The sequence below is a fragment of the Vulcanococcus sp. DEBay_Sum29NL08_54 genome, assembly GCF_017859255.1.
Taxonomy (GTDB): Bacteria; Cyanobacteriota; Cyanobacteriia; order PCC-6307; family Cyanobiaceae; genus Vulcanococcus.
In genome coordinates this window covers 41,215-57,749 of sequence record NZ_JAFMNJ010000002.1, presented here as the reverse complement: position 1 = coordinate 57,749, position 16,535 = coordinate 41,215, and the positions used below count along the sequence as shown (strand labels likewise).

The 16,535-nt window shown below is 64.9% G+C and carries 25 protein-coding genes and 1 tRNA gene; 15 read left to right on the top strand and 11 right to left on the bottom strand.

Features of this window, described 5'->3' with window-relative positions:
* Positions 1-38 precede the first annotated feature (38 nt).
* On the top strand, positions 39-215 hold the full coding sequence (locus QZ186_RS01335) for a hypothetical protein (protein WP_010317686.1): 177 nt from the start codon (positions 39-41) through the stop codon (positions 213-215).
* Positions 216-364: 149 nt separating this feature from the next.
* Here the strand turns inward: QZ186_RS01335 and QZ186_RS01330 are convergent, their stop codons facing one another.
* From QZ186_RS01330 to QZ186_RS01320, 3 genes are read right to left on the bottom strand one after another with little or no spacing between them, the layout of a single operon-like run.
* Complete coding sequence (locus tag QZ186_RS01330; protein ID WP_247478949.1) at positions 365-811, bottom strand: hypothetical protein; 447 nt, start codon at positions 809-811, stop codon at positions 365-367.
* A gap of 16 nt (positions 812-827) precedes the next feature.
* Entirely contained in the window at positions 828-974 is a 147-nt protein-coding gene (locus tag QZ186_RS01325; RefSeq protein ID WP_010317690.1) for a hypothetical protein, read from the bottom strand.
* A 4-nt stretch (positions 975-978) separates the two neighbouring features.
* On the bottom strand, positions 979-1,278 hold the full coding sequence (locus QZ186_RS01320) for a hypothetical protein (protein ID WP_029626373.1): 300 nt from the start codon (positions 1,276-1,278) through the stop codon (positions 979-981).
* 111 nt (positions 1,279-1,389) lie between these two features.
* Between QZ186_RS01320 and QZ186_RS01315 the strand changes: the two genes are divergently transcribed.
* The 4 genes from QZ186_RS01315 to QZ186_RS01300 are packed head-to-tail and all read left to right on the top strand — an operon-like array spanning position 1,390 to position 3,277.
* A complete protein-coding gene (locus QZ186_RS01315; protein WP_296415275.1) occupies positions 1,390-2,052 on the top strand; it encodes a L,D-transpeptidase in 663 nt (220 codons plus the stop codon).
* The gene (locus QZ186_RS01310) at positions 2,033-2,488 is read left to right on the top strand and encodes a hypothetical protein (RefSeq protein WP_296415273.1); all 456 of its coding nucleotides are present in this window, start codon (positions 2,033-2,035) and stop codon (positions 2,486-2,488) included. Before QZ186_RS01315 ends, QZ186_RS01310 begins: the two co-directional genes overlap by 20 nt.
* A gap of 19 nt (positions 2,489-2,507) precedes the next feature.
* Complete coding sequence (locus QZ186_RS01305; RefSeq protein WP_247478947.1) at positions 2,508-2,846, top strand: phenylpyruvate tautomerase MIF-related protein; 339 nt, start codon at positions 2,508-2,510, stop codon at positions 2,844-2,846.
* Positions 2,847-2,851: 5 nt separating this feature from the next.
* A complete protein-coding gene (locus QZ186_RS01300) occupies positions 2,852-3,277 on the top strand; it encodes a hypothetical protein (RefSeq protein WP_247478946.1) in 426 nt (141 codons plus the stop codon).
* Positions 3,278-3,281: 4 nt separating this feature from the next.
* Here QZ186_RS01300 and QZ186_RS01295 read toward each other — a convergent pair whose 3' ends face one another.
* Positions 3,282-3,578, bottom strand: coding sequence for a hypothetical protein (locus QZ186_RS01295; protein WP_010317705.1), 297 nt, complete (start codon positions 3,576-3,578; stop codon positions 3,282-3,284).
* Between the two features lie 25 nt (positions 3,579-3,603).
* Positions 3,604-4,035, bottom strand: a complete 432-nt coding sequence (locus QZ186_RS01290; RefSeq protein ID WP_296415271.1) for a secondary thiamine-phosphate synthase enzyme YjbQ — start codon at positions 4,033-4,035, stop codon at positions 3,604-3,606.
* 45 nt (positions 4,036-4,080) lie between these two features.
* On the opposite strand from QZ186_RS01290, the gene QZ186_RS01285 reads away from it, so the two are divergent.
* Positions 4,081-4,599: a hypothetical protein gene (locus QZ186_RS01285; protein ID WP_296415269.1), complete on the top strand. Its 519-nt coding sequence runs from the start codon at positions 4,081-4,083 to the stop codon at positions 4,597-4,599.
* Here QZ186_RS01285 and QZ186_RS01280 read toward each other — a convergent pair.
* Both QZ186_RS01280 and QZ186_RS01275 read right to left on the bottom strand, forming a co-directional pair.
* Positions 4,596-4,778, bottom strand: coding sequence for a hypothetical protein (locus QZ186_RS01280; protein WP_010317708.1), 183 nt, complete (start codon positions 4,776-4,778; stop codon positions 4,596-4,598). The two genes, QZ186_RS01285 and QZ186_RS01280, sit on opposite strands and share 4 nt — an antisense overlap.
* On the bottom strand, positions 4,775-5,767 hold the full coding sequence (locus QZ186_RS01275; RefSeq protein ID WP_296415267.1) for a lysozyme: 993 nt from the start codon (positions 5,765-5,767) through the stop codon (positions 4,775-4,777). Before QZ186_RS01275 ends, QZ186_RS01280 begins: the two co-directional genes overlap by 4 nt.
* A gap of 106 nt (positions 5,768-5,873) precedes the next feature.
* Between QZ186_RS01275 and QZ186_RS01270 the strand changes: the two genes are divergently transcribed.
* From QZ186_RS01270 to QZ186_RS01245, 6 genes are all read left to right on the top strand, one after another.
* Positions 5,874-6,053, top strand: a complete 180-nt coding sequence (locus QZ186_RS01270; RefSeq protein WP_247478938.1) for a hypothetical protein — start codon at positions 5,874-5,876, stop codon at positions 6,051-6,053.
* 91 nt (positions 6,054-6,144) lie between these two features.
* Positions 6,145-6,381, top strand: a complete 237-nt coding sequence (locus QZ186_RS01265; protein ID WP_010317711.1) for a hypothetical protein — start codon at positions 6,145-6,147, stop codon at positions 6,379-6,381.
* 429 nt (positions 6,382-6,810) lie between these two features.
* Positions 6,811-7,056 carry a DUF1651 domain-containing protein gene (locus QZ186_RS01260; RefSeq protein WP_247478937.1) on the top strand — a complete coding sequence of 82 codons (246 nt, stop codon included), beginning with the start codon at positions 6,811-6,813 and terminating at the stop codon, positions 7,054-7,056.
* A 334-nt stretch (positions 7,057-7,390) separates the two neighbouring features.
* Positions 7,391-7,624, top strand: coding sequence for a hypothetical protein (locus QZ186_RS01255; RefSeq protein WP_247478936.1), 234 nt, complete (start codon positions 7,391-7,393; stop codon positions 7,622-7,624).
* Positions 7,625-7,949: 325 nt separating this feature from the next.
* Positions 7,950-10,124: a cation:dicarboxylase symporter family transporter gene (locus QZ186_RS01250; RefSeq protein WP_296415263.1), complete on the top strand. Its 2,175-nt coding sequence runs from the start codon at positions 7,950-7,952 to the stop codon at positions 10,122-10,124.
* A gap of 107 nt (positions 10,125-10,231) precedes the next feature.
* Positions 10,232-10,375, top strand: coding sequence for a chlorophyll a/b-binding protein (locus QZ186_RS01245; RefSeq protein WP_010317717.1), 144 nt, complete (start codon positions 10,232-10,234; stop codon positions 10,373-10,375).
* A gap of 79 nt (positions 10,376-10,454) precedes the next feature.
* Here the strand turns inward: QZ186_RS01245 and QZ186_RS01240 are convergent, their stop codons facing one another.
* Complete coding sequence (locus tag QZ186_RS01240) at positions 10,455-11,129, bottom strand: hypothetical protein (RefSeq protein ID WP_296415259.1); 675 nt, start codon at positions 11,127-11,129, stop codon at positions 10,455-10,457.
* Positions 11,130-11,190: 61 nt separating this feature from the next.
* On the opposite strand from QZ186_RS01240, the gene QZ186_RS01235 reads away from it, so the two are divergent.
* Entirely contained in the window at positions 11,191-12,357 is a 1,167-nt protein-coding gene (locus tag QZ186_RS01235) for a sirohydrochlorin chelatase (RefSeq protein WP_010317719.1), read from the top strand.
* Positions 12,358-12,724: 367 nt separating this feature from the next.
* Complete coding sequence (locus QZ186_RS01230) at positions 12,725-13,078, top strand: DUF2811 domain-containing protein (RefSeq protein WP_367268110.1); 354 nt, start codon at positions 12,725-12,727, stop codon at positions 13,076-13,078.
* An 8-nt stretch (positions 13,079-13,086) separates the two neighbouring features.
* On the opposite strand, the gene QZ186_RS01225 is transcribed toward QZ186_RS01230, so the two are convergent.
* Positions 13,087-14,721, bottom strand: a complete 1,635-nt coding sequence (locus QZ186_RS01225) for a GMC oxidoreductase (protein WP_296415255.1) — start codon at positions 14,719-14,721, stop codon at positions 13,087-13,089.
* Positions 14,722-14,765: 44 nt separating this feature from the next.
* Positions 14,766-14,842: transfer RNA gene (locus QZ186_RS01220), tRNA-Met, on the bottom strand.
* 73 nt (positions 14,843-14,915) lie between these two features.
* Here QZ186_RS01220 and QZ186_RS01215 point away from each other — a divergent pair.
* Positions 14,916-15,563, top strand: coding sequence for a transaldolase family protein (locus QZ186_RS01215; protein ID WP_029626377.1), 648 nt, complete (start codon positions 14,916-14,918; stop codon positions 15,561-15,563).
* Here QZ186_RS01215 and QZ186_RS01210 read toward each other — a convergent pair.
* Positions 15,560-16,534: an asparaginase gene (locus QZ186_RS01210; RefSeq protein ID WP_010317723.1), complete on the bottom strand. Its 975-nt coding sequence runs from the start codon at positions 16,532-16,534 to the stop codon at positions 15,560-15,562. The genes QZ186_RS01215 and QZ186_RS01210 overlap by 4 nt on opposite strands.
* Position 16,535 lies beyond the last annotated feature (1 nt).

Sequence of the window (16,535 nt, the reverse complement as noted above, 5' to 3'; positions counted from 1 at the left end):
CAGCCGCCCTAGCTTGCGGTCAGCAAGAACGTTGAACCATGCAACGCAGCGATCTTGATTCTTGGATTCAGGAAATCCCCTCGACCTATCACGCCAAGATCACAACCCTGAGCGAGAAAGCCTCAGAGGTTGATCAGCTCAAGGCCCGGATTCAGGCTTTGGAGGATGAAAACGAAGACCTCAAGCGCAAGCTCGCGATTGCCTCACCGCAATAGCGTCCTACGAACTGCTAAGGCCGATGGACGTGTTGTTCCTGGTCTCTAGCGTGCGTCCGTAGCCAGAACTTGTGGAACGCAGGTCATGGGTACGGGATGTAGCGCCGCCGGTAGGAGTACCGGCGGTTTTTTATTGGCGAAAGCATTGATTACTCGTCAGCTGTGCCTGAGCCACCCCAGTTCGGGCTGTGCTTGATCACAGCAGTGCAGAACTCCAGCAGCTCCTGCGGCGTCATGTCGTGCTTGGCGTCATTGGTGCGCCAGGCGCAGATCACGAAGTTGGGTTCCGGTTGCTTGGAGGGTTGATCAAGGGTGGGGAGCATCGCGTAGCGCTTCTTGCTCTCACCTTTGCCCGTGGCCGCATCGCGGTTGTCGTAGGTGCCGATCAGCTCCCAGGCGAGCCATTCGCCGGTCCAGTGGTCGCGGCCTTCTGAGGCCAGCACCGCCTCGTGGATCGCCAGGCGGTACTGCTGCACGTTGCCCACGCCACCGCGTTTCTGGTCTCGCTTGGACAACGTCACCGCCTTGCGCTGCACCCAGCCCGGGTAGGTGCCTTTCGCGGCATCCGGCATCCAGTCGGGGGCGGGAGTGTTCATCGTGAAGCCTCCTGATCTAGGCCCGCTGGGCACTCATGGCCTTGTAGCCCGGGTACTGGTGTTCAGCGATGGTCCGTGCTTCGGCTTGGGTGTGGGCCTGCACTTGAACCTGCAGGGTGCGGCCCTTATCGATCAGCTTCACTGCCCAGGTCGCCTGTGCCATCGCCCTAGTCCCCGCTGCTGAAGTTCAGCACCAGATCACCGGCGTCATCGCGCTCGATCGTGAACTTGAAGGAATCGACCGTGCCGCTCCAGACCCCTTCCTCGGGATCGGCCGACTCCCCGCGCTGTTGGGAGACGTCGTGGTCAAAGAGCTGCTCAAAGACATGGGCCGCGACGATCGCCGCCTGGTCCTCATCCATCTCATCGAGCTCATGGGGCTCGACCGTGCAGCCCTCGAGGGTCTCGGCATCAAGCACGTTCCCCGATCCCAGATCTTCCACGAGGGCCAGCAGTGCGTCGTCCATCGGTTCAGGGTGCCTGCCCTCATGGTGAATCCAGCGGCCCCGGCCGTCCAGGGTTGCTGCATGCAAATCCAGGCGTCCTCGCCAACATGGAGTGAGTGCGGTTGGTCTTGGATGCGACGTCTCCTCTCGCTGGCCGGGATCAGCCTGGCTCTGGCCCTGAGCGGTTGCGGCGGCAGCTCTCCCAAGACCACGGCCAGTGGCGCGCCGGCCATCACGGCTCCGATCACGATTGAGCTGGATCAGAACATCCCCGCCAAGAGCCAAGGGGTGATGGTGCGCGGCGATGAGCGCACCACTTTTCAAGTGGGCTTTGGCCGGCTTGGGGTGACCTGTGCCAAGACCCGTTTCGAGGAGGGCTACACCCCCCTGGGTTCCTTCAAGGTCAACGCGATCCTCAGCAAGGACCGCTTTGAGATGGATCCCAAACTGATCGCCCAGTCCGGCAAGAGCAAGGCGGAGCTCAAGGAGACGCTCTTCAAGAACATGAACGCCATCGACTTCAAGGGCGATGGTGAGGTCGGTGAATACGGAATCGGCTACATCAGCCTGGAGCCGATCGACAGCGTCAAGCAGCCCTTTGCCTTCAACACCTACGACGGCAAATTCCGCTGGTACAGCTTCGCTATCCACGGCAGCAACAACGAACAGCGCATCGGCGAGCAGGTCACCGGCGGCTGCCTGAACGTCTCTGAACCCACCCTCAAGGCGATGCTTGCCTCGGTGCAACTCGGCGATCAGGTGGAGGTGAAGACCGATGGCCCCTGTACCCCGTAGGCCGCTGAGCATCGATCACGCCCAGCGCGTGCGGAGCCTCTGGACAGCCTGGTTTCTGTGCCTGCTGTTTCACACCGATCTGGGATTGATGCCGCTTTTCCATGGCCTCTCCCCTGAGATCGAGAGCCATGTCGCCACCGAACGTCTGCCCCTGGTGTTCTGGGCGATGCTGCTCTACTTCCTCGTTCCGCTTGGGGCCTATGTCCTGAGCAGCTACGCCTCCAGTGCCCCGGGCTGGCGGCGCTGGCGCTGGTTTCAGTTCGGTCTGAGTGTCGTCTACACCCTGACCAACACTGCCCATTTCGTCGTTGACATCCTGATCCCTGATTCGCGCTCCGATCAGGTGCTGCTGATGGCAGTGATGTTGGTGCTGGGGTTACTGATCAACGTCGAGAGCTGGCGTTGGTGCCACACCAAATCGTCGTGGCAGATTTGAGGCAGTGCCCTGAGCTGCGATGCCCCTGATCAACGTGCGTACCTCGTTGCCTGAGCTGGCCGATGCCGCTGGGTTGCTGAAGGAACTCTCGGCGGCTCTGGCCCAGCAGACCGGCAAGCCGGAGTCCTACGTGATGACCCTGCTGGAGACGGCGGTGCCGATGACCTTCGCCGGCAGTAGTGATCCCTGCGCCTACGTCGAGATCAAGTCGATTGGTGCCCTCAAGCCCCCGGCGATGACCGCGGCCTTCTGCGATCTGATCGAAGCGCGAACGGGTATCCCGGCCAATCGCATCTATGTGGCCTTCGAGGATGTCAAAGCCAGCAGCTGGGGCTGGAACGGCAGCACCTTCGGCTAGGGCTGATGCAACGTCTGAGCGGCTTGCTTCCTTTGGCCTTGCTTCTGGTCTGGGGGTGCACGCCCTCTCCCTCCTTGAAGCGCCTGGTCTGCAGTGGACCCGGCCGCCAGGAGGTCGTCTTTGATGCGCGCAGCGGCCGCCTCTATGCATTCATTGAGCCCCTGAACGCCTACCGGCCGACGCCCGAGCTGCGCTTCTCGGTGCAGACCGCCTCTTCCCTGCGGGGTGATGAGCTGCGGATTGAGACGCGGGTGGGTGAGTTCAGCCGTGAGGGTGACGCCTCCAGCTGGCAGGCCGTGGATCCCCCGGTGGGCAGCGATGAGACCTTCAACCTCAAGAGCCTGACGTCCCAGCTGCGGATGGTCTCGGATCGGCCCGTGCGGCCCGTCGACAAGGAGGGCCGCTGCGAGCTCGCCCCCCTGCAGACCTGAGGACCTACTCCAGCCCGGCGCGCACCTTCTTGACCGCCAGACCGGCTTCGGTGGCAGTGCCGCCGGCCAGCAGCAGCAGGCCGATCAGCCCCACCAGCTGGTTCTGGGCTTCGGCGGCGGGTTCGGCGTCCTGGCCGAGCACCGCTCCGGCGACAAACCAAGCGGTGGCCAGGGCCGAGGTGATCCAGTAGGCCTTCCAGCGCCGTTGGTAGAGGTAGCCCGCCCCCAGGCCCGGCACCACGTTCAAGAGCACCGCCACCCAGCCGGCGGAGGCGGCCAGGATCTGTTCGCGGCTGGGCATGGCTGGATGTCGTTGGGCGCAGACCCTAGGCAATCCACTGCAGGGCGACCGTTCGCTGACGCGGCCCGTCCAGCTCCACCAGGATCACGTCTTGATAAGTCCCCAGCACCGGCGTCCCGTCTTGGACGGCCACCATCACCTGGTTGCCGAGCAGCAGCGCCTGCAGGTGGGCGTGGGCATTGCGGGGTTCATCGGCAGGGATGTTGGGCCGAAGCTCGAGGTCGTTGTGTTTCCAGGGGCGCTGGGCAGGGGCGATCTCAGCAAGCCAGGCCTCGAGGTCCCAGATCAGACGCTCCTCCATCTCGTTGATGATCACGGCCGTTGTGGTGTGCTGCCCGCTGATCAGCACCGTTCCGTCCTTCTCCCCTTGCTTGGCGATGAAGCGCTCCAGGGCTTCGGTGAGAGCGATGCACTGAAAGGGGCGTTGTGTTGGGATCTGCAGGCGTTCAACGGTCATCGCGGCACCCTCTGGCTACGGTCAGCATGAGCGGTGGCAGGGGCGATGGAGCGTTGGCGGTCCTGCCCAGCCCTGGCTGACAAAGACGAGGCTTTTCTGGCGGCCGTCGCGGACTATCTCGTTCAACTCGAGGCCCTCTCTCCAAAGCAACGCCACTGTCTGGCGCTCTTCAAAGCTGCCGAGTTGGTCAATGCCTTGATCCAGATCAAGGAGCGCCGCGAAGCGGAGGATCGAGTCGGCCCGGAATTGGCCCATCGCTCCTTTGCTCTGGTTCGTTCTGTCATCCGCAACCGCAGCCTTCCCTATGCCGGCAGCGAGAGCCAGTGCCTCAGGGATCCGCAACTGACGGCGGTCATCGATGAGGGTTGTCGTTTGTTCCATCTCGGCAAGACGAACAAAGAGCTCTATCAACAAGCCTTAGCCCTTTCGGCGGCCCAGTGCCTGGCCTTGCAGGATCAGCTCGGGCCAGCACTGGATCAGTACCTCCAGGGGGCGGGACTGGAGCTGCCTGAGACGTTGATCGCATCCGTGCGTGCGAGCTTCATCGACGCCTACCGCAGCTAGCGCCGTTTGCGTTTGTCCCGCTCGCGTCGGTTGGCCTTGCGGGTGCCGCCGTACTGATAGCCGGGCTCTTGGCTCTGGCGTTGCCAACAGGCCGGACAGGCGAAGCGCCAGCTGCCACTGGCCTGCGTGCGGATCCGGTAGTGCAGCTCCCCGCTCTGCAGGCAGAAGTCGCAGTTCATGGCTGGCTGAATTCCATCCACCAGCCGCTGCCGGGACCCTCGACCATCCAACGCCGGCCCCAGTTGCGCTCGGAGTAGCGCTGCGCCCGGCCGCTGCCGAGGGCGGTGCTGACGTAGCCGCCGCCCACGAGATCCGCCTCGCCGTTGGGGTCGTGCATCAAGAAGGTGCGGCTGCTGGGCTCCCAGCCCACGACCACACTCCAGTGGCCCACGCCCGTGGGTTGCTCCACTGGCCCGAGGTGCAGCCAACCCACCGGTGCCGGGATACCGCGTTCCAGCTGGTCAATGAGGTCCTGAATGGTTCCGTCCTGGCGGAAGCGGGCCGCCAGCCCGCAGGCCTCGATCGCCAGCAGTTGGGCAGAGGCCTCCGTGCTTTCGCCATAGCGCTGGACGATCGCGAGGTACTGGTCGTCGATCTGGCCGCTACCGCTGAAGCAGCCCGGCCGCAGAAACTCCACCGCCATGGCGCAGCTGGAGCTGAAGCACATCCGCGGGCCGTGCGCCGTGGCGCTGTTGTTCTGGCAGCAGTAGGGCACCGCCAGGGCAGTGGCGCTGTGGCGTTCAGCGTGTCGGATCTCGGCGGCGCGGCGCTGGATCAAGCCTGGCAGGGGATGAATCCAGCGGGGCAGTTCCTCGCGGATCACCCGCCCTGCGGGCTCCCCGGCCAGCAGTCGTCTGCGCAGGGTCGAGCGCCCCAGGGCTCCAGCTCCGACGTTGAAGCAGAAGCTCAGCAGCGCATCAAATTGCCCCTGGTTCAGGGGCACGCCCGCCAGCAGCGTCTTCAGGGCCCGCCCGCGGTCCTGTAGATCGTCCAGCAGCCAGCGTTCGGCCTGCGCCTGGCTGATGACCAGACCAGGCCGGACCTCGGCTCCGGTGTGGCCGTAGCCAATGGTCCAGGGCTCTGCGCCGCTGCCGGGATCCGGGTAGGCCTCGAGCCGGCAGCCCTCAAGGCGTCTGAGCAGGTCCAATCCGGCGGCGCTGATCTCCATGGCGAGGGGGTGCAAGGACCCCAAAGGGTTCCGGCTCCCATGGCTATCGATGTTGCAGACGCGATCCCTCCCAGCCCTGCAGCATGGTCCTATCGAGCGCAGCGTCATGAGTCCGATCTTTCCCTGCCGCCGTTGCGGGACCTTTATCGAGCGCTCCACCCAGCACTACCGCAGCGTCAAAGGTCAGGTGCTCTGCTCGAGCTGTCTGGATGCCCAGACGGTGGCTGGAGCGACAGTTCTGCAGCGTCTCAAGGCGAGGTTGGTTCGGCCGTTTCAGCTGAAGTGAGAGCGGATGTCGCCTGGGCGGTTATCTCGTCCTGGCCGCCTCGCGCCAGCAGATTTCGGATCCATAGGGTTGCGCCAGTCACACCCGAGCGATGAGCGAAGCGAACGACAGCCAGCAGAACTGCGGCGGCAAAAAGAAGGCGATGCTCGTCTACGGCGTGGCTCAGATCTCGGCCACGGTCGTCTCCGCTATCGCCCTGGCCTCGATCGCCGTTGGCGTCTGCGCGCTGAAGCAACAGAGCAAGCTTTTCAACGGATGTGTGGAAGAGGTGGTGGCCGAGGGCAAAACCAACGCCCAGGCCGTCCGCTACTGCAACGGCGGCAACTGATCGTTTGTTTTTCATAAGGTCCGCCGCAAACGCGGTGGTGGCCTCACGGCTGGCCAGTGGAGCCGGTCAGCGCCCTTGGTTTGCCCTTGTTCTGTCGCCCAGGGGGAGTTAGGGCGGGGATAGCTGCCAGCTCCGGATGCCGGAATCACGCATCGCGCACACGGCGAAGGGTTCAACCCTGGATTCGTTGGGGGGGAACTTCTTCAGGGTCTGCGACCCGCAGGGGCACTGCCAATCCGTCGAAGGCCTGTGGAACGCCGAGGAGGTGCTCCGGCGCAATGAGCGACCCAGCACCACGAAGCGCAATTGCCTGATGCCCAAGCCGATCAGGCGACCTGTTGGCGAGTGGTGAGCCGCTGATCCCTGCGGCTGGTCCCTTGCAAAACCCATCCTGCTGTAGTACACCTGTACTCTGCTTGTGGTGGATTGATGGAGGAGGCTTGGCTGCGGGATCCCAGGGCCGGTTGGCAGGTTCGCTTTCACAAGGATCAGCGCACCTGGGGCCGTGAGACCTGGGTGTTTGTGGACACGGGTAAGGCCATGCCTGACCACCTGCCGCTCCTCAAGGAGCGCTATCACCTGCGTCGCGCCGATGCCCGGGTCCTCTGGGAAGGCTTGATGGCCCAGGGTTGGCTCAAGACGCGCCCCGCCTGGGGCGTCTATGCCGAGCCGTAGGCAAGAAAAAAGCCCCGCCGAAGGCAGGGCTAGGGGTCAGGAACGATCCGGGCGTCTGTCCTCGTTTCGACTCCGGATTGGAGTTCCTCACTCCTCACACAACAGAACTATCCCGCCCGAGCAGCCGGAGGCAAGTCGCCTGTGTGCGGAGCTCTGACTGCCACTCTCCGGGGAGGCGCCATGAAAAAAGCCGGTCACCAGTCCGGCTTTGTTCTCCCTGTGCTTGCCAAGGCACACAACAGTCATGGCTCAACTCGGTGGCCAGGAGCGATGAGCCGAAGTACCTGAATCAGCAGGGCCCCGGAACCCTCCGGTGTTCAGTCACGGAACACCGATGGACTCACGCCGTTTAGTCGTCTGGATCTCCGCTGGGATCTTGAGCTTCCAGGGCTTCGCTCTGGCCTTTGATCTGCTCAATTGCACCGCCCTGACCTGGGTGCAACTGCATCGCTCGGTTCCCCTGGAGCCCTGCAGACGTCCCAATGGCCGGATTGATGCCGCGGTCAACCATGGTCTGAGCGTGCTGGCTGGTTTAGCCCTGGGCAGTCAGTCCAAGCCGGCTCCTTAGATCACCTGCAGCGCGAGCAGCAGGATGACCCCTCCAAGCCCAGCTAGACCCAGCAGCAGGGAGAGAACACGTCCCTCCAGCAGCCAGGGCAGGAGGTTCGTGGCGTGCAAGCCGATCAGCGTGCCCGCACCGAGCAGCAACACGACGAAGGACGTTCGCCGTTCCCTAGTTGGTGACTGTTCCACATCCACCAACTAGCCAGAGACCAGCTCTTTAAACAGTTGCGAGGCTGCGGTTGGCGATCTCGCGGCCTCTGCGCATCCTGCAGGCAGGGCAGGACTTGGGTGTGGTGAGAATCGATCGAGGGGCCACCTGGCTTGCTCCGGTGCGGCTGTTTCTGCGCCAGAACCTGGCCATTCAGATCCTGGAGGGCCTGGTGGCCGGGATCCTGGTGGGCCGGCTGCTGCCCGCCTCGGCCCTGGCGCCGTTGAGTGGCCTTGGGGATGGCTTCATTCGGCTGTTTCAGATGCCGGTCCTGCCCTTTTTGAGCGTGTCCTTGATCGCCGGGGTGGGGCGCCTGCAGTTCGCTCAGGCCAGCCGGTTGCTGGGCCGCTCGGCCCTGGTGCTGATCGGCTTTTGGCTGGTGGTGCTGCTGGCGGTGTTGCTGGTGCCCTTGGGCTTCCCCAGCTGGCATGACGCCTCGTTCTTCAAGCCGAGCCTGCTGCAGGCCCCCAAGCCCCTGGACCTCACCGAGCTCTTCATTCCGGTGAACCCCTTTGCGGCCTTCGCGGAGACCCAGATCCCGGCGGTGGTGCTGTTCTCCCTGGCGCTTGGCATTGCCCTGATCGCCGTTCCAAAACGGCAACCGCTGATCGACGTCTTTGACCGGATCGCCGAGGCCCTACTCGGCATCTCCGCCTTTGTGGCCCGTTTCACCCCGCTTGGGGTGTTCGCGATCCTGGCGACAGCCAGCGCCTCGATCGAGAGCTCCCAGCTGCCGCGACTGGCGGTCTATGTCGTGCTGCAGGGCGGGATCGCGCTGCTGCTGGCTGGCTTGTTTTTGCCCCTGGTGATTGCCGGGGTGACGCCGATTCCGGTGCGCCAGTTGCTGCGCAGCTTCCGCACCCCACTGACCATCGCCTTTGCCACCGCGAACATGCTCGTGGTGCTGCCGATCTTGGTGGAGCTCTCCAAAAAGCTCCTCTACGAGGCCCGTGCGGCGCACCTGGCTCCAGGGGTGAGCGAGCAGGAGCTCAAGGATCAGGTGGACCTTCCCGTTGAGGTGCTGGCGCCGCTGGCCCTGGTCTTTCCGGACATGGGGCGCCTGCTCTCCCTCGCCTTTGTGCCCTTTGCCGGTTGGCTGACGGGAAACTCCATCAGCCTGCAGGAGATGCCGGGCTTCCTGCTGACGGGTCTGGCCAGTGCCTTCCTTGAGGGGATTTTGGCGATGACCTTTCTGCTGGATCGCATGGGCCTGCCGAGCGATCTGGTGCAGCTCTACATCGCCATTGATCAACTGGCGGTGGCGCGTCTGGGCACCCTGCTGGCCTGCATGAGCGTCATCGCCCTGGTGATCATCGGCACCTGGGTGTCGCTTGAGGGGTTTCCCAAGCGCTTCAGGCGCCTGGTGCCGGCGGCCACTGCCCTGGCGGTCTTCCCGGGATTTGTTCTCTTGAGCCGTGTGGGCTTCCAGCTGCTGCCCAAGCCGGTCAATAGCGCCCGCGACCAGTTGATGCACCAGGACTTTGCCCTGGCCAAGGGCCGCGCCCCTGTGGTGCAGGGCTGGTCGCCCGTGGATCAGCCGGGGGATTGGCAGGCGATTCGCCGGGCCCGGGCGATTCGCTACTGCGTCCATGAGCAGGACTATCCGATGGCCTATCGCAATGCCGATGGCGAGCTGGTGGGAGCCGATGTGGAGATGGGGATGCTCTTTGCCAAGCAGATGGGCCTCAAGCCCAGTTATGTCCTGATCGACCGGATCGGCAACGCGAACGACCCCCGCCCTGATGGGCTGCAGGCCCTGGAGCGGGGCTACTGCGACCTCAAGCTCTCCAGTGACGTCATGGCGCCGATGCAGGCGGCCCGCACTCGCTTCACTGATGCGCACCTGACCTACGGCGTTGCCCTGCTGATCAAGGGCTCAGCCCTGAGCAGCAAGCGCCAGTGGAGTGATCTGGTGGAGGTCCAAGGTCTGCGGGTGGGCCTGGGGTTTGAAGCCCCATTCCTGCTGCGCCTCGTTGCCGGCTGGTTGCCCCAGGCCAAATTCATCAGCTCCCAGGGGACCGATGCATTGCTGAAGGCGCTGCAGGAGGGCCGGCTGGATGCGGTTTTGGTGACGGCGCAGCAGGGGGCGTCCTGGAACGTGCTCCAGCCCAACCTCACCTTGTTGGTGCCCCAGCCGCTGAAAAGTCTTCCGGCGGCCCGGCAGTTGCCGTGGAAGAGCGCCGCCTTGGCGGGGGTCTGGAATGCCTGGCTGCGCTTCCAGGAGATGGATGGCACCCGTCAGACGGTCTACCGCCACTGGGTCGAGGGCATTGAGCTCCGCAAGGACAAGTCCTGAGGCCAGGGAGTGCCGCTTGAAAAGCACGGGAAACCGTCGCCCCCAATACCCCCAGGTCGCTTCACAAGGCTTTACAGTTCCTACACGTTTCGTAACGACGCCTTCCAATGGCTGACTCCAACACCCGTTTCGGCTTCGTCGCTTTCGCTGAGACCTGGAATGGCCGCCTGGCCATGATGGGCTTCGTGATCGGCCTGGGCACCGAACTGCTGACCGGCCAGGGCATCCTGACCCAGATCGGCCTCGGCTGATCCCGTCGTCATCGACAAACGAAAGCCCCCGGTGCACTGCACCGGGGGCTTTTTGCTGTCTGGAGCGTGGGGCGCCCGCTCAGGGCTGCCAGTCGGCAGCCGGGGGTTCCTTGTCGCTGTCCTTCAGGGAAGGGAAGAGCTCCCGGATCGCTGCGGTCAAGGTGGAGCGGGCTTCCTGGCGGAAGGCCTCAGCGGCATCGGCCGGCAGGACCGGATAGCTGGTCTCGCTGTTGCCATCCCCGCGTAGGGGTTTCCAGCTGGTCTTCTCGTTGCGCTTGAGTTCCTCGAGCACATCGACGAAACCGAACTGGGCGACTCGGCCGGCGGCGGCCGCCTTGCTGGCGAGCTGCTCGCGCACGGCGATTAGTCCCTTGGCCTTGAGGGTGTCGGGCAGACCCAGCACGGGCTGGTAGTAGTCGATCGCCCGCAGTTCCTCCTGCAGCAGGATTGGCCAGGCGGCCACTTCGCTCTCACCCAGACCAGCGGCGCTATCGCTGCTGGCCATGGCATCGCGGTAGAAGGCGAGCCAGCGGTAGTAGGACTTGTCCTGGAGCTTTTTCTTCTCGGCCTTGCCGGTGACGATCTTGGGCAGGGCTGCCTCAGCCTTGCGCAGGAAGATCCGGTCCTCGCGCTCCAGGTTGATGGCGCCCCAGCGGTGGCGGTATTCCCAGAGCTCTTCGTATTTACGGCAGTCTTCGGGGCTCCAGCCCAGTTCCTTCAGCTCGCCGGACCGGTGGTTCTCGCTCGTCTGCACGCTTTGACGCTTGGCTTTGGGTCACCCTAGGCCGATAGGGTCAAGGCAGGCAGGCCTTCCCATGACAGACCCCTCGCAGCAACTGGATCTTCAGGCGGTCGACGGCGGTCCGATCGGGGTCATGATCTGCGGCCACGGCAGTCGCAACAAACAGGCCGTCACCGAATTCGCCCAGTTGGCCCAGGGACTGCGCCGCCAGCTGCCGGATGTACCGGTCGAATACGGCTATCTGGAATTTGCCCGCCCGATCCTGCGGGACGGCCTCGACAGCCTGCGCTCCCAGGGGGTCAAGCGGGTTCTGGCGGTGCCCGGGATGCTCTTTGCCGCGGGCCACGCCAAAAACGACATCCCCTCGGTTCTCAATAGTTACGCCGCCGAGACCGGCCTGCGCATTGATTACGGCCGCGAGCTGGGGGTCGACCTCAAGATGATCCAGGCCGCCGGCGCCCGGATCCGCGAAGCCCTCGATCGGGCGAACGCCCAGGCCGAGGTGCCCCTGGCCGAGACCCTGCTGGTGGTGGTGGGCCGGGGCTCCTCCGACCCCGATGCCAACTCCAACGTCTCCAAGGTGACGCGGATGCTCGTCGAGGGGTTTGGCTTCGGCTGGGGCGAGACCGTCTATTCCGGTGTGACCTTCCCCCTGGTGGAGCCCGGCCTGCGCCATGTGGTGCGCCTGGGCTTCAAGCGGGTGATCGTCTTCCCCTATTTCCTCTTCTCTGGGGTTCTGGTCAGTCGCATCCGCCAGCACACCCAGCTGGTGGCCGCCGACCATCCCGAGGTGGAGTTCGTCGATGCCTCCTACTTAGGGGATCACCCCCTGGTGATCGACACCTTTAAGGAGCGGGTTGAGGAGGTCGTGCGCGGCGAGACCCAGATGAACTGCTCGCTCTGCAAGTACCGGGCTCAGGTCCTGGGCTTTGAGACCGAGGTCGGGGCTCCCCAGCAGAGCCACCACCATCACGTCGAGGGGCTGATCGAGGGCTGCACCCTCTGCGAGCTCGAGTGCACCGGTGCCTGTCAGCCCGATGGCATCCCGATTCCCCTGGGCCACCACCACCATCACGACCACGACCATTCCCACGAGCACGGTCACAGCCACGACCACAGCCACGATCACGCGCACGATCACGGGCATACCCACACCCCCTATCCCCACGCCGAGCACCCCCTCGGCCCGAAGACGCTTTACAAACCGCGTCCCAAATCGGAAGAAAACCCCTCGGAATAAGCCCGCTCAACCGTCTCGAATCCAGGCGCGTCCCACGAGACTGGTCTGCATAAGCCCTGCTTATCTTTTCCGGCTTTCCCCAGGGGGCTGAGCTTTTCCCCAGGGGAGATTGATCTTTTCCACAACTTGCGCGACCTGCTTGCGCGCGGTAAGGGCATTCCTGGGGAATGCGCGCTTTCGTCCGCAGGTCGCTTGACAGGGGGATGCCCATGGCTAGGCGACGCGCTGAGCGGTCTGGGAACCAGTTCGAGACCCCAGTCAGAGACTGCTGTCTCAGCCTGTCTCTCCCACGGTGTCGTGGATGCAACACGCTTTGACGGGGGCCGTCGCTTTGTGGCTTGCTGGTTGGCGTCGCAGGAGTGAATTGTTGGAGCCCAGCCGCTTGAACCACCAGGGTGTTGAAGGCCTGCAAGAGCGAGAGGTTTCCGATCACCCCTTGTTTGGTGAGGACCCTGAGCGGGCGCATCTGAACCGCTGTCTGGAGCAGTCGGAGCCGGAGATCGATCAGCCCCAGGGGGCACCTCGCATCAGCCTTGAGGCCGAGGTGCCGGAGGCCCTCTTTGATGGGATGAAGTCCTTCTTGAGCAATCGACCCGATTGGGATCAGTACCGGGTGATCACCTCAGCCCTGGCTGGTTTTCTGTTCCAGAACGGCTGCAGCGACCAGTCCGTCACCCAGCACTACCTCAACGGTCTGTTCGTCAGCGCAGCTGACTCCTGAGTCCCGCCTCAGAGTTCCCCGCGCTTCAGCGCTGCCGCAGCGTGGTCACAGGCCCTCCAGGTGAGGGCCATTTCTGTGAGGGTGGGGCTCTGCCAGCCGGCGCTGGGCCAGCAGCTGCCGTCGGTCACCAGCAGGTTGGGGGTGCGCCAGAGCTGGTTCCAGCGGTTGAGAACGCCCAGCTCCTCGCGTTCCGCCATGGGCGCTCCCCCGAGTTCATGGATGTAGTAGCCCGGTGGGGCAGCCCCAGGCGAGAGGGCCAGGCTGCCTTGAACAAGCGGCTCGATCAGGGGCATCACAAAGAGGTCGGCGAGCGGTTTGATCTGGCCGCCGGCGGCGTTCACGACCGCCTCCATGCGCTGCCCCATGTGGGCCACCATCGCCTCTTCATTCGCGTCCCAGCGGCAGTCGATATGGGCGATGGGAATCCCCCAGGCATCCCTGCGCTCGGGGTGCAGGCTGACCTGGTTGTGGCTTTGGCTGAGGACCTCGCCATGGCCGATCAGGAAGCCCACGGCACTGCCGCGCTCGCGCTGCAGCAGTTGGGGCGGATCAAAGCGTTGGATGCCGCACCAGAGGCCATAGCCCCGTTTGAAGTCCCGTGATTCCAGGGTGTTCGGAATGAAGCAGCTGCCCGCGCCGGAAAGTTCGCTGCTCCCCGCGGCCGGTTGATCGGGGATCGAGAAGAAGCAGCTGCGGGAGATGTGGTCCATCAGCCCCTGCCCGAGCCTGCCGCTGACGTCCTCCAGGCCGCTCTGCTGCTGGGAGTGCAGCAGCAGCCTGAGGCTCTCAATCGTGCTGGCGCAGAGCACCACCAGGGGGGCCTTGGCGCAGAAGTGCTCGCCGCTCTGGCGATCAATGGCCTCGACGCCCTCGGCGCGGCCGCTGGCGCGGTCGATCAGCACGTGGCTGACCACGCTGTTGCTGCGCAGCTCCACCCGGCCGCTGGCCAGGGCAATGGCCAGGGCGCCGCCCTGGGAGCAGGAACGGGGCCAGGGAGTCTGGGCGCTCTTGCTGAGCTCGAAGCCGCGGGAGTGGATCAAGGGCAGCTCCAGATCCCGGCGAATCGAGCGGCCCAGGTGCTCCTCGGCGGGGGTCAGGGGCATTGGCTCCTGGAACTCCCCATCGGGCAGCTGCGGTAGGCCATCCCGCTGGCCCTTCACGGCCAGCAGCGTCTCGAGCTGGCTGTACCAGGGGGCCAGGTCGTCATGGGCGATCGGCCAGTCCTGGCCATGGCCATCCCGGCTTGCTCCCTTGAGCTCGTAGTCGGAGAGCCGCAGGGTGATGCCTCCCCAGGTGAGGCTTTTGCCACCCACTTGTCTCCCCCGGGTCCAGAGGAAGGGGCGATCGTCGGGGGTGGAGTAGGGGTTGCGCTGCTCATCGACGAACAGCTCCGGGTTGGCCTTCCAGTAGCCCGGGTGATTCGCGGCGATCCGCTGCCGGCCGCTGCTGATGTTGGCCAGGCGTTTGAGGCTGTTGAGGGGCTCGCTGCCAAAGGCCCGCTTGGCACTGAGCTCCGGGCCGGCCTCCAGCACCAGAACCCGCAGGCCCGCCTGGGCGAGGGCCATGGCTGCCACCCCACCGGTGGCCCCGGAGCCGACGACGATTGCGTCAGGGTTGCTAGCAGCCATCAGGGTTTCAGCCATCAAAAAAGCCCCGGCACTTCAGAGAAGGCCGGGGCTTTTGGAGTTGGTGGCGGGGGGCGGATTTGAACCACCGACCTTCGGGTTATGAGCCCGACGAGCTACCAGACTGCTCTACCCCGCGGCGACCCAGAAACCTTACAGCACAGCGGATCCCTCCGGCAATGGAGCCAGGATGGACTCAGCCCCTGACTCCTATGGCACTGCATCTGCTGCTGGACTCGGCCGACCCCAGCGCCTGGGAGCAGTGGCTGCCCACGGGGCTCTTTGGCGGGGTGACGACCAACCCGACGCTGCTGAAACGTGCGGGCCAGCCCTGCACCTTGGAGAACCTCCGGGCCTTGAGCGAGCGGGCCCTGGCGATGGGTGTGCAGGAGTTGCATCTGCAGGCCTGGGGGGCGGATCTGGTGGGCTGCGGAGCTGCCCTGGCGGCGATCGCGCCCGATCGCATCTGGGTGAAGCTGCCCATCACCCGCCCTGGCCTGGAGGCCGCCCGGGAGCTGCAGCAGCAGGGCTGCCGGATCACCTTCACCGCCTGCTACGAACCCCAGCAGGTGCTGCTGGCGGCAGCCCTTGGGGTGGACTACATCGCCCCCTACCTCGGGCGCATCAGTGACCTGGGCCGCGATGGCCATGGGGAGCTGATCGCGATGCAGCGCTGCATCGATGCCTTGGGTTCGACCCTGCGTCTGCTGGTGGCCAGCCTGCGCAGCGCCTCAGATCTGCCGCGCCTGGCGGCCGAGGGCCTGAACACCTTCACCATCAGCCCAGCGATCGCCCAGGCGCTCTTCAGCGTTGAGGCCACCGAGGCCGCGGCGGCCCAGTTCGAGCGCGATGCGCTCTAGTTGCCGTTGTCGAAGCGCAGTTCGCCGCTGACCTCGAGCTTGACCGCGGTGTTGGGCACCAGGAACTGAGTGCTGAGTTCTTCGAGGGTCATCGGCGTGAGCCACTCGAGCTGCTCCATCAGGTGCAGGGCGACGGCCTGCTTGGCGCGGCGGGCTCCGTCCTCCACCTTGATCGCCAATCCCAACCCTTCGCCGACTCGGCTGAGGCATTGGATCCCCTCGGCGCCCCCCTTGCTCAGCACCTGGCCGTGGCTGCTGCGCATCACGGCGGTGTCAAAGCGACCCTCGCCGGCCACCAGGTCGGGGTGGGCGAGCATCGAGCGGCAGAGGCGCTCGAGTTCGGGGTTCTGTCCGGCTCCGAGATGGGCAAAGAGCAGTGCCATCTGAGCCAGCTGCAGTTGCAGGGTCGGTGCGCCGCAGTCATCGCGGGCCGTGATCAGTTCCGCGGCGGGCATCCCCAGCAGTTCGGCGACGCGCTTGAGGACCTGCTGCTGCAGCGGGTGCTCGATCTGGAGGTAGGTCTCCAGCGGCCAGTGCATCTTGCGGCAGGTGGCGAGAAAGGCGGCGTGCTTGCCCGAGCAGTTGTGCTCCAGCGGGCTCTGCTTGCCGGCGGGGGTGGGGCACTGCAGCTGCTCGCTTTCGAGGTCGGCCTTCCAGAGGATCTTGAAGGCCTCGCGGGCCTGGCCCGCTTCCCCGGCGTGGGAGGCGCAGGCAATGGCGAGGGCGCGGTCGTCGTGTTGCCCCAGATCGGCCGCTCCACTGCTGACGAAGATCTGGGCCTGGAAGGGCTTGAGCGCGGAGCGGATGAAGCTCAGCTGCTGCGGATCACCAGCGCGCATCAGGATCCGGCCGCGTTGGTCACAGACCACGGCATGGACGCGGTGCAGCGATTCGCCGATCCCGTTGCGGGTGAGGCGCACCTCCAGGGGGGGCACCCCAGGACGGCTACCGAAGCTGCTGGAGAAGGTCATG

Coding starts and splice junctions, on each gene's coding strand:
- QZ186_RS01335 (WP_010317686.1), top strand. CDS start 39: ATGCAACGCAGCGATCTTGATTCTTGGATTCAGGAAATCCCCTCGACC.
- QZ186_RS01330 (WP_247478949.1), bottom strand. CDS start 811: ATGAACACTCCCGCCCCCGACTGGATGCCGGATGCCGCGAAAGGCACC.
- QZ186_RS01325 (WP_010317690.1), bottom strand. CDS start 974: ATGGCACAGGCGACCTGGGCAGTGAAGCTGATCGATAAGGGCCGCACC.
- QZ186_RS01320 (WP_029626373.1), bottom strand. CDS start 1,278: ATGGACGACGCACTGCTGGCCCTCGTGGAAGATCTGGGATCGGGGAAC.
- QZ186_RS01315 (WP_296415275.1), top strand. CDS start 1,390: ATGCGACGTCTCCTCTCGCTGGCCGGGATCAGCCTGGCTCTGGCCCTG.
- QZ186_RS01310 (WP_296415273.1), top strand. CDS start 2,033: ATGGCCCCTGTACCCCGTAGGCCGCTGAGCATCGATCACGCCCAGCGC.
- QZ186_RS01305 (WP_247478947.1), top strand. CDS start 2,508: ATGCCCCTGATCAACGTGCGTACCTCGTTGCCTGAGCTGGCCGATGCC.
- QZ186_RS01300 (WP_247478946.1), top strand. CDS start 2,852: ATGCAACGTCTGAGCGGCTTGCTTCCTTTGGCCTTGCTTCTGGTCTGG.
- QZ186_RS01295 (WP_010317705.1), bottom strand. CDS start 3,578: ATGCCCAGCCGCGAACAGATCCTGGCCGCCTCCGCCGGCTGGGTGGCG.
- QZ186_RS01290 (WP_296415271.1), bottom strand. CDS start 4,035: ATGACCGTTGAACGCCTGCAGATCCCAACACAACGCCCCTTTCAGTGC.
- QZ186_RS01285 (WP_296415269.1), top strand. CDS start 4,081: ATGGAGCGTTGGCGGTCCTGCCCAGCCCTGGCTGACAAAGACGAGGCT.
- QZ186_RS01280 (WP_010317708.1), bottom strand. CDS start 4,778: ATGAACTGCGACTTCTGCCTGCAGAGCGGGGAGCTGCACTACCGGATC.
- QZ186_RS01275 (WP_296415267.1), bottom strand. CDS start 5,767: ATGGAGATCAGCGCCGCCGGATTGGACCTGCTCAGACGCCTTGAGGGC.
- QZ186_RS01270 (WP_247478938.1), top strand. CDS start 5,874: ATGAGTCCGATCTTTCCCTGCCGCCGTTGCGGGACCTTTATCGAGCGC.
- QZ186_RS01265 (WP_010317711.1), top strand. CDS start 6,145: ATGAGCGAAGCGAACGACAGCCAGCAGAACTGCGGCGGCAAAAAGAAG.
- QZ186_RS01260 (WP_247478937.1), top strand. CDS start 6,811: ATGGAGGAGGCTTGGCTGCGGGATCCCAGGGCCGGTTGGCAGGTTCGC.
- QZ186_RS01255 (WP_247478936.1), top strand. CDS start 7,391: ATGGACTCACGCCGTTTAGTCGTCTGGATCTCCGCTGGGATCTTGAGC.
- QZ186_RS01245 (WP_010317717.1), top strand. CDS start 10,232: ATGGCTGACTCCAACACCCGTTTCGGCTTCGTCGCTTTCGCTGAGACC.
- QZ186_RS01235 (WP_010317719.1), top strand. CDS start 11,191: ATGACAGACCCCTCGCAGCAACTGGATCTTCAGGCGGTCGACGGCGGT.
- QZ186_RS01225 (WP_296415255.1), bottom strand. CDS start 14,721: ATGGCTGAAACCCTGATGGCTGCTAGCAACCCTGACGCAATCGTCGTC.
- QZ186_RS01215 (WP_029626377.1), top strand. CDS start 14,916: ATGGCACTGCATCTGCTGCTGGACTCGGCCGACCCCAGCGCCTGGGAG.
- QZ186_RS01210 (WP_010317723.1), bottom strand. CDS start 16,534: ATGACCTTCTCCAGCAGCTTCGGTAGCCGTCCTGGGGTGCCCCCCCTG.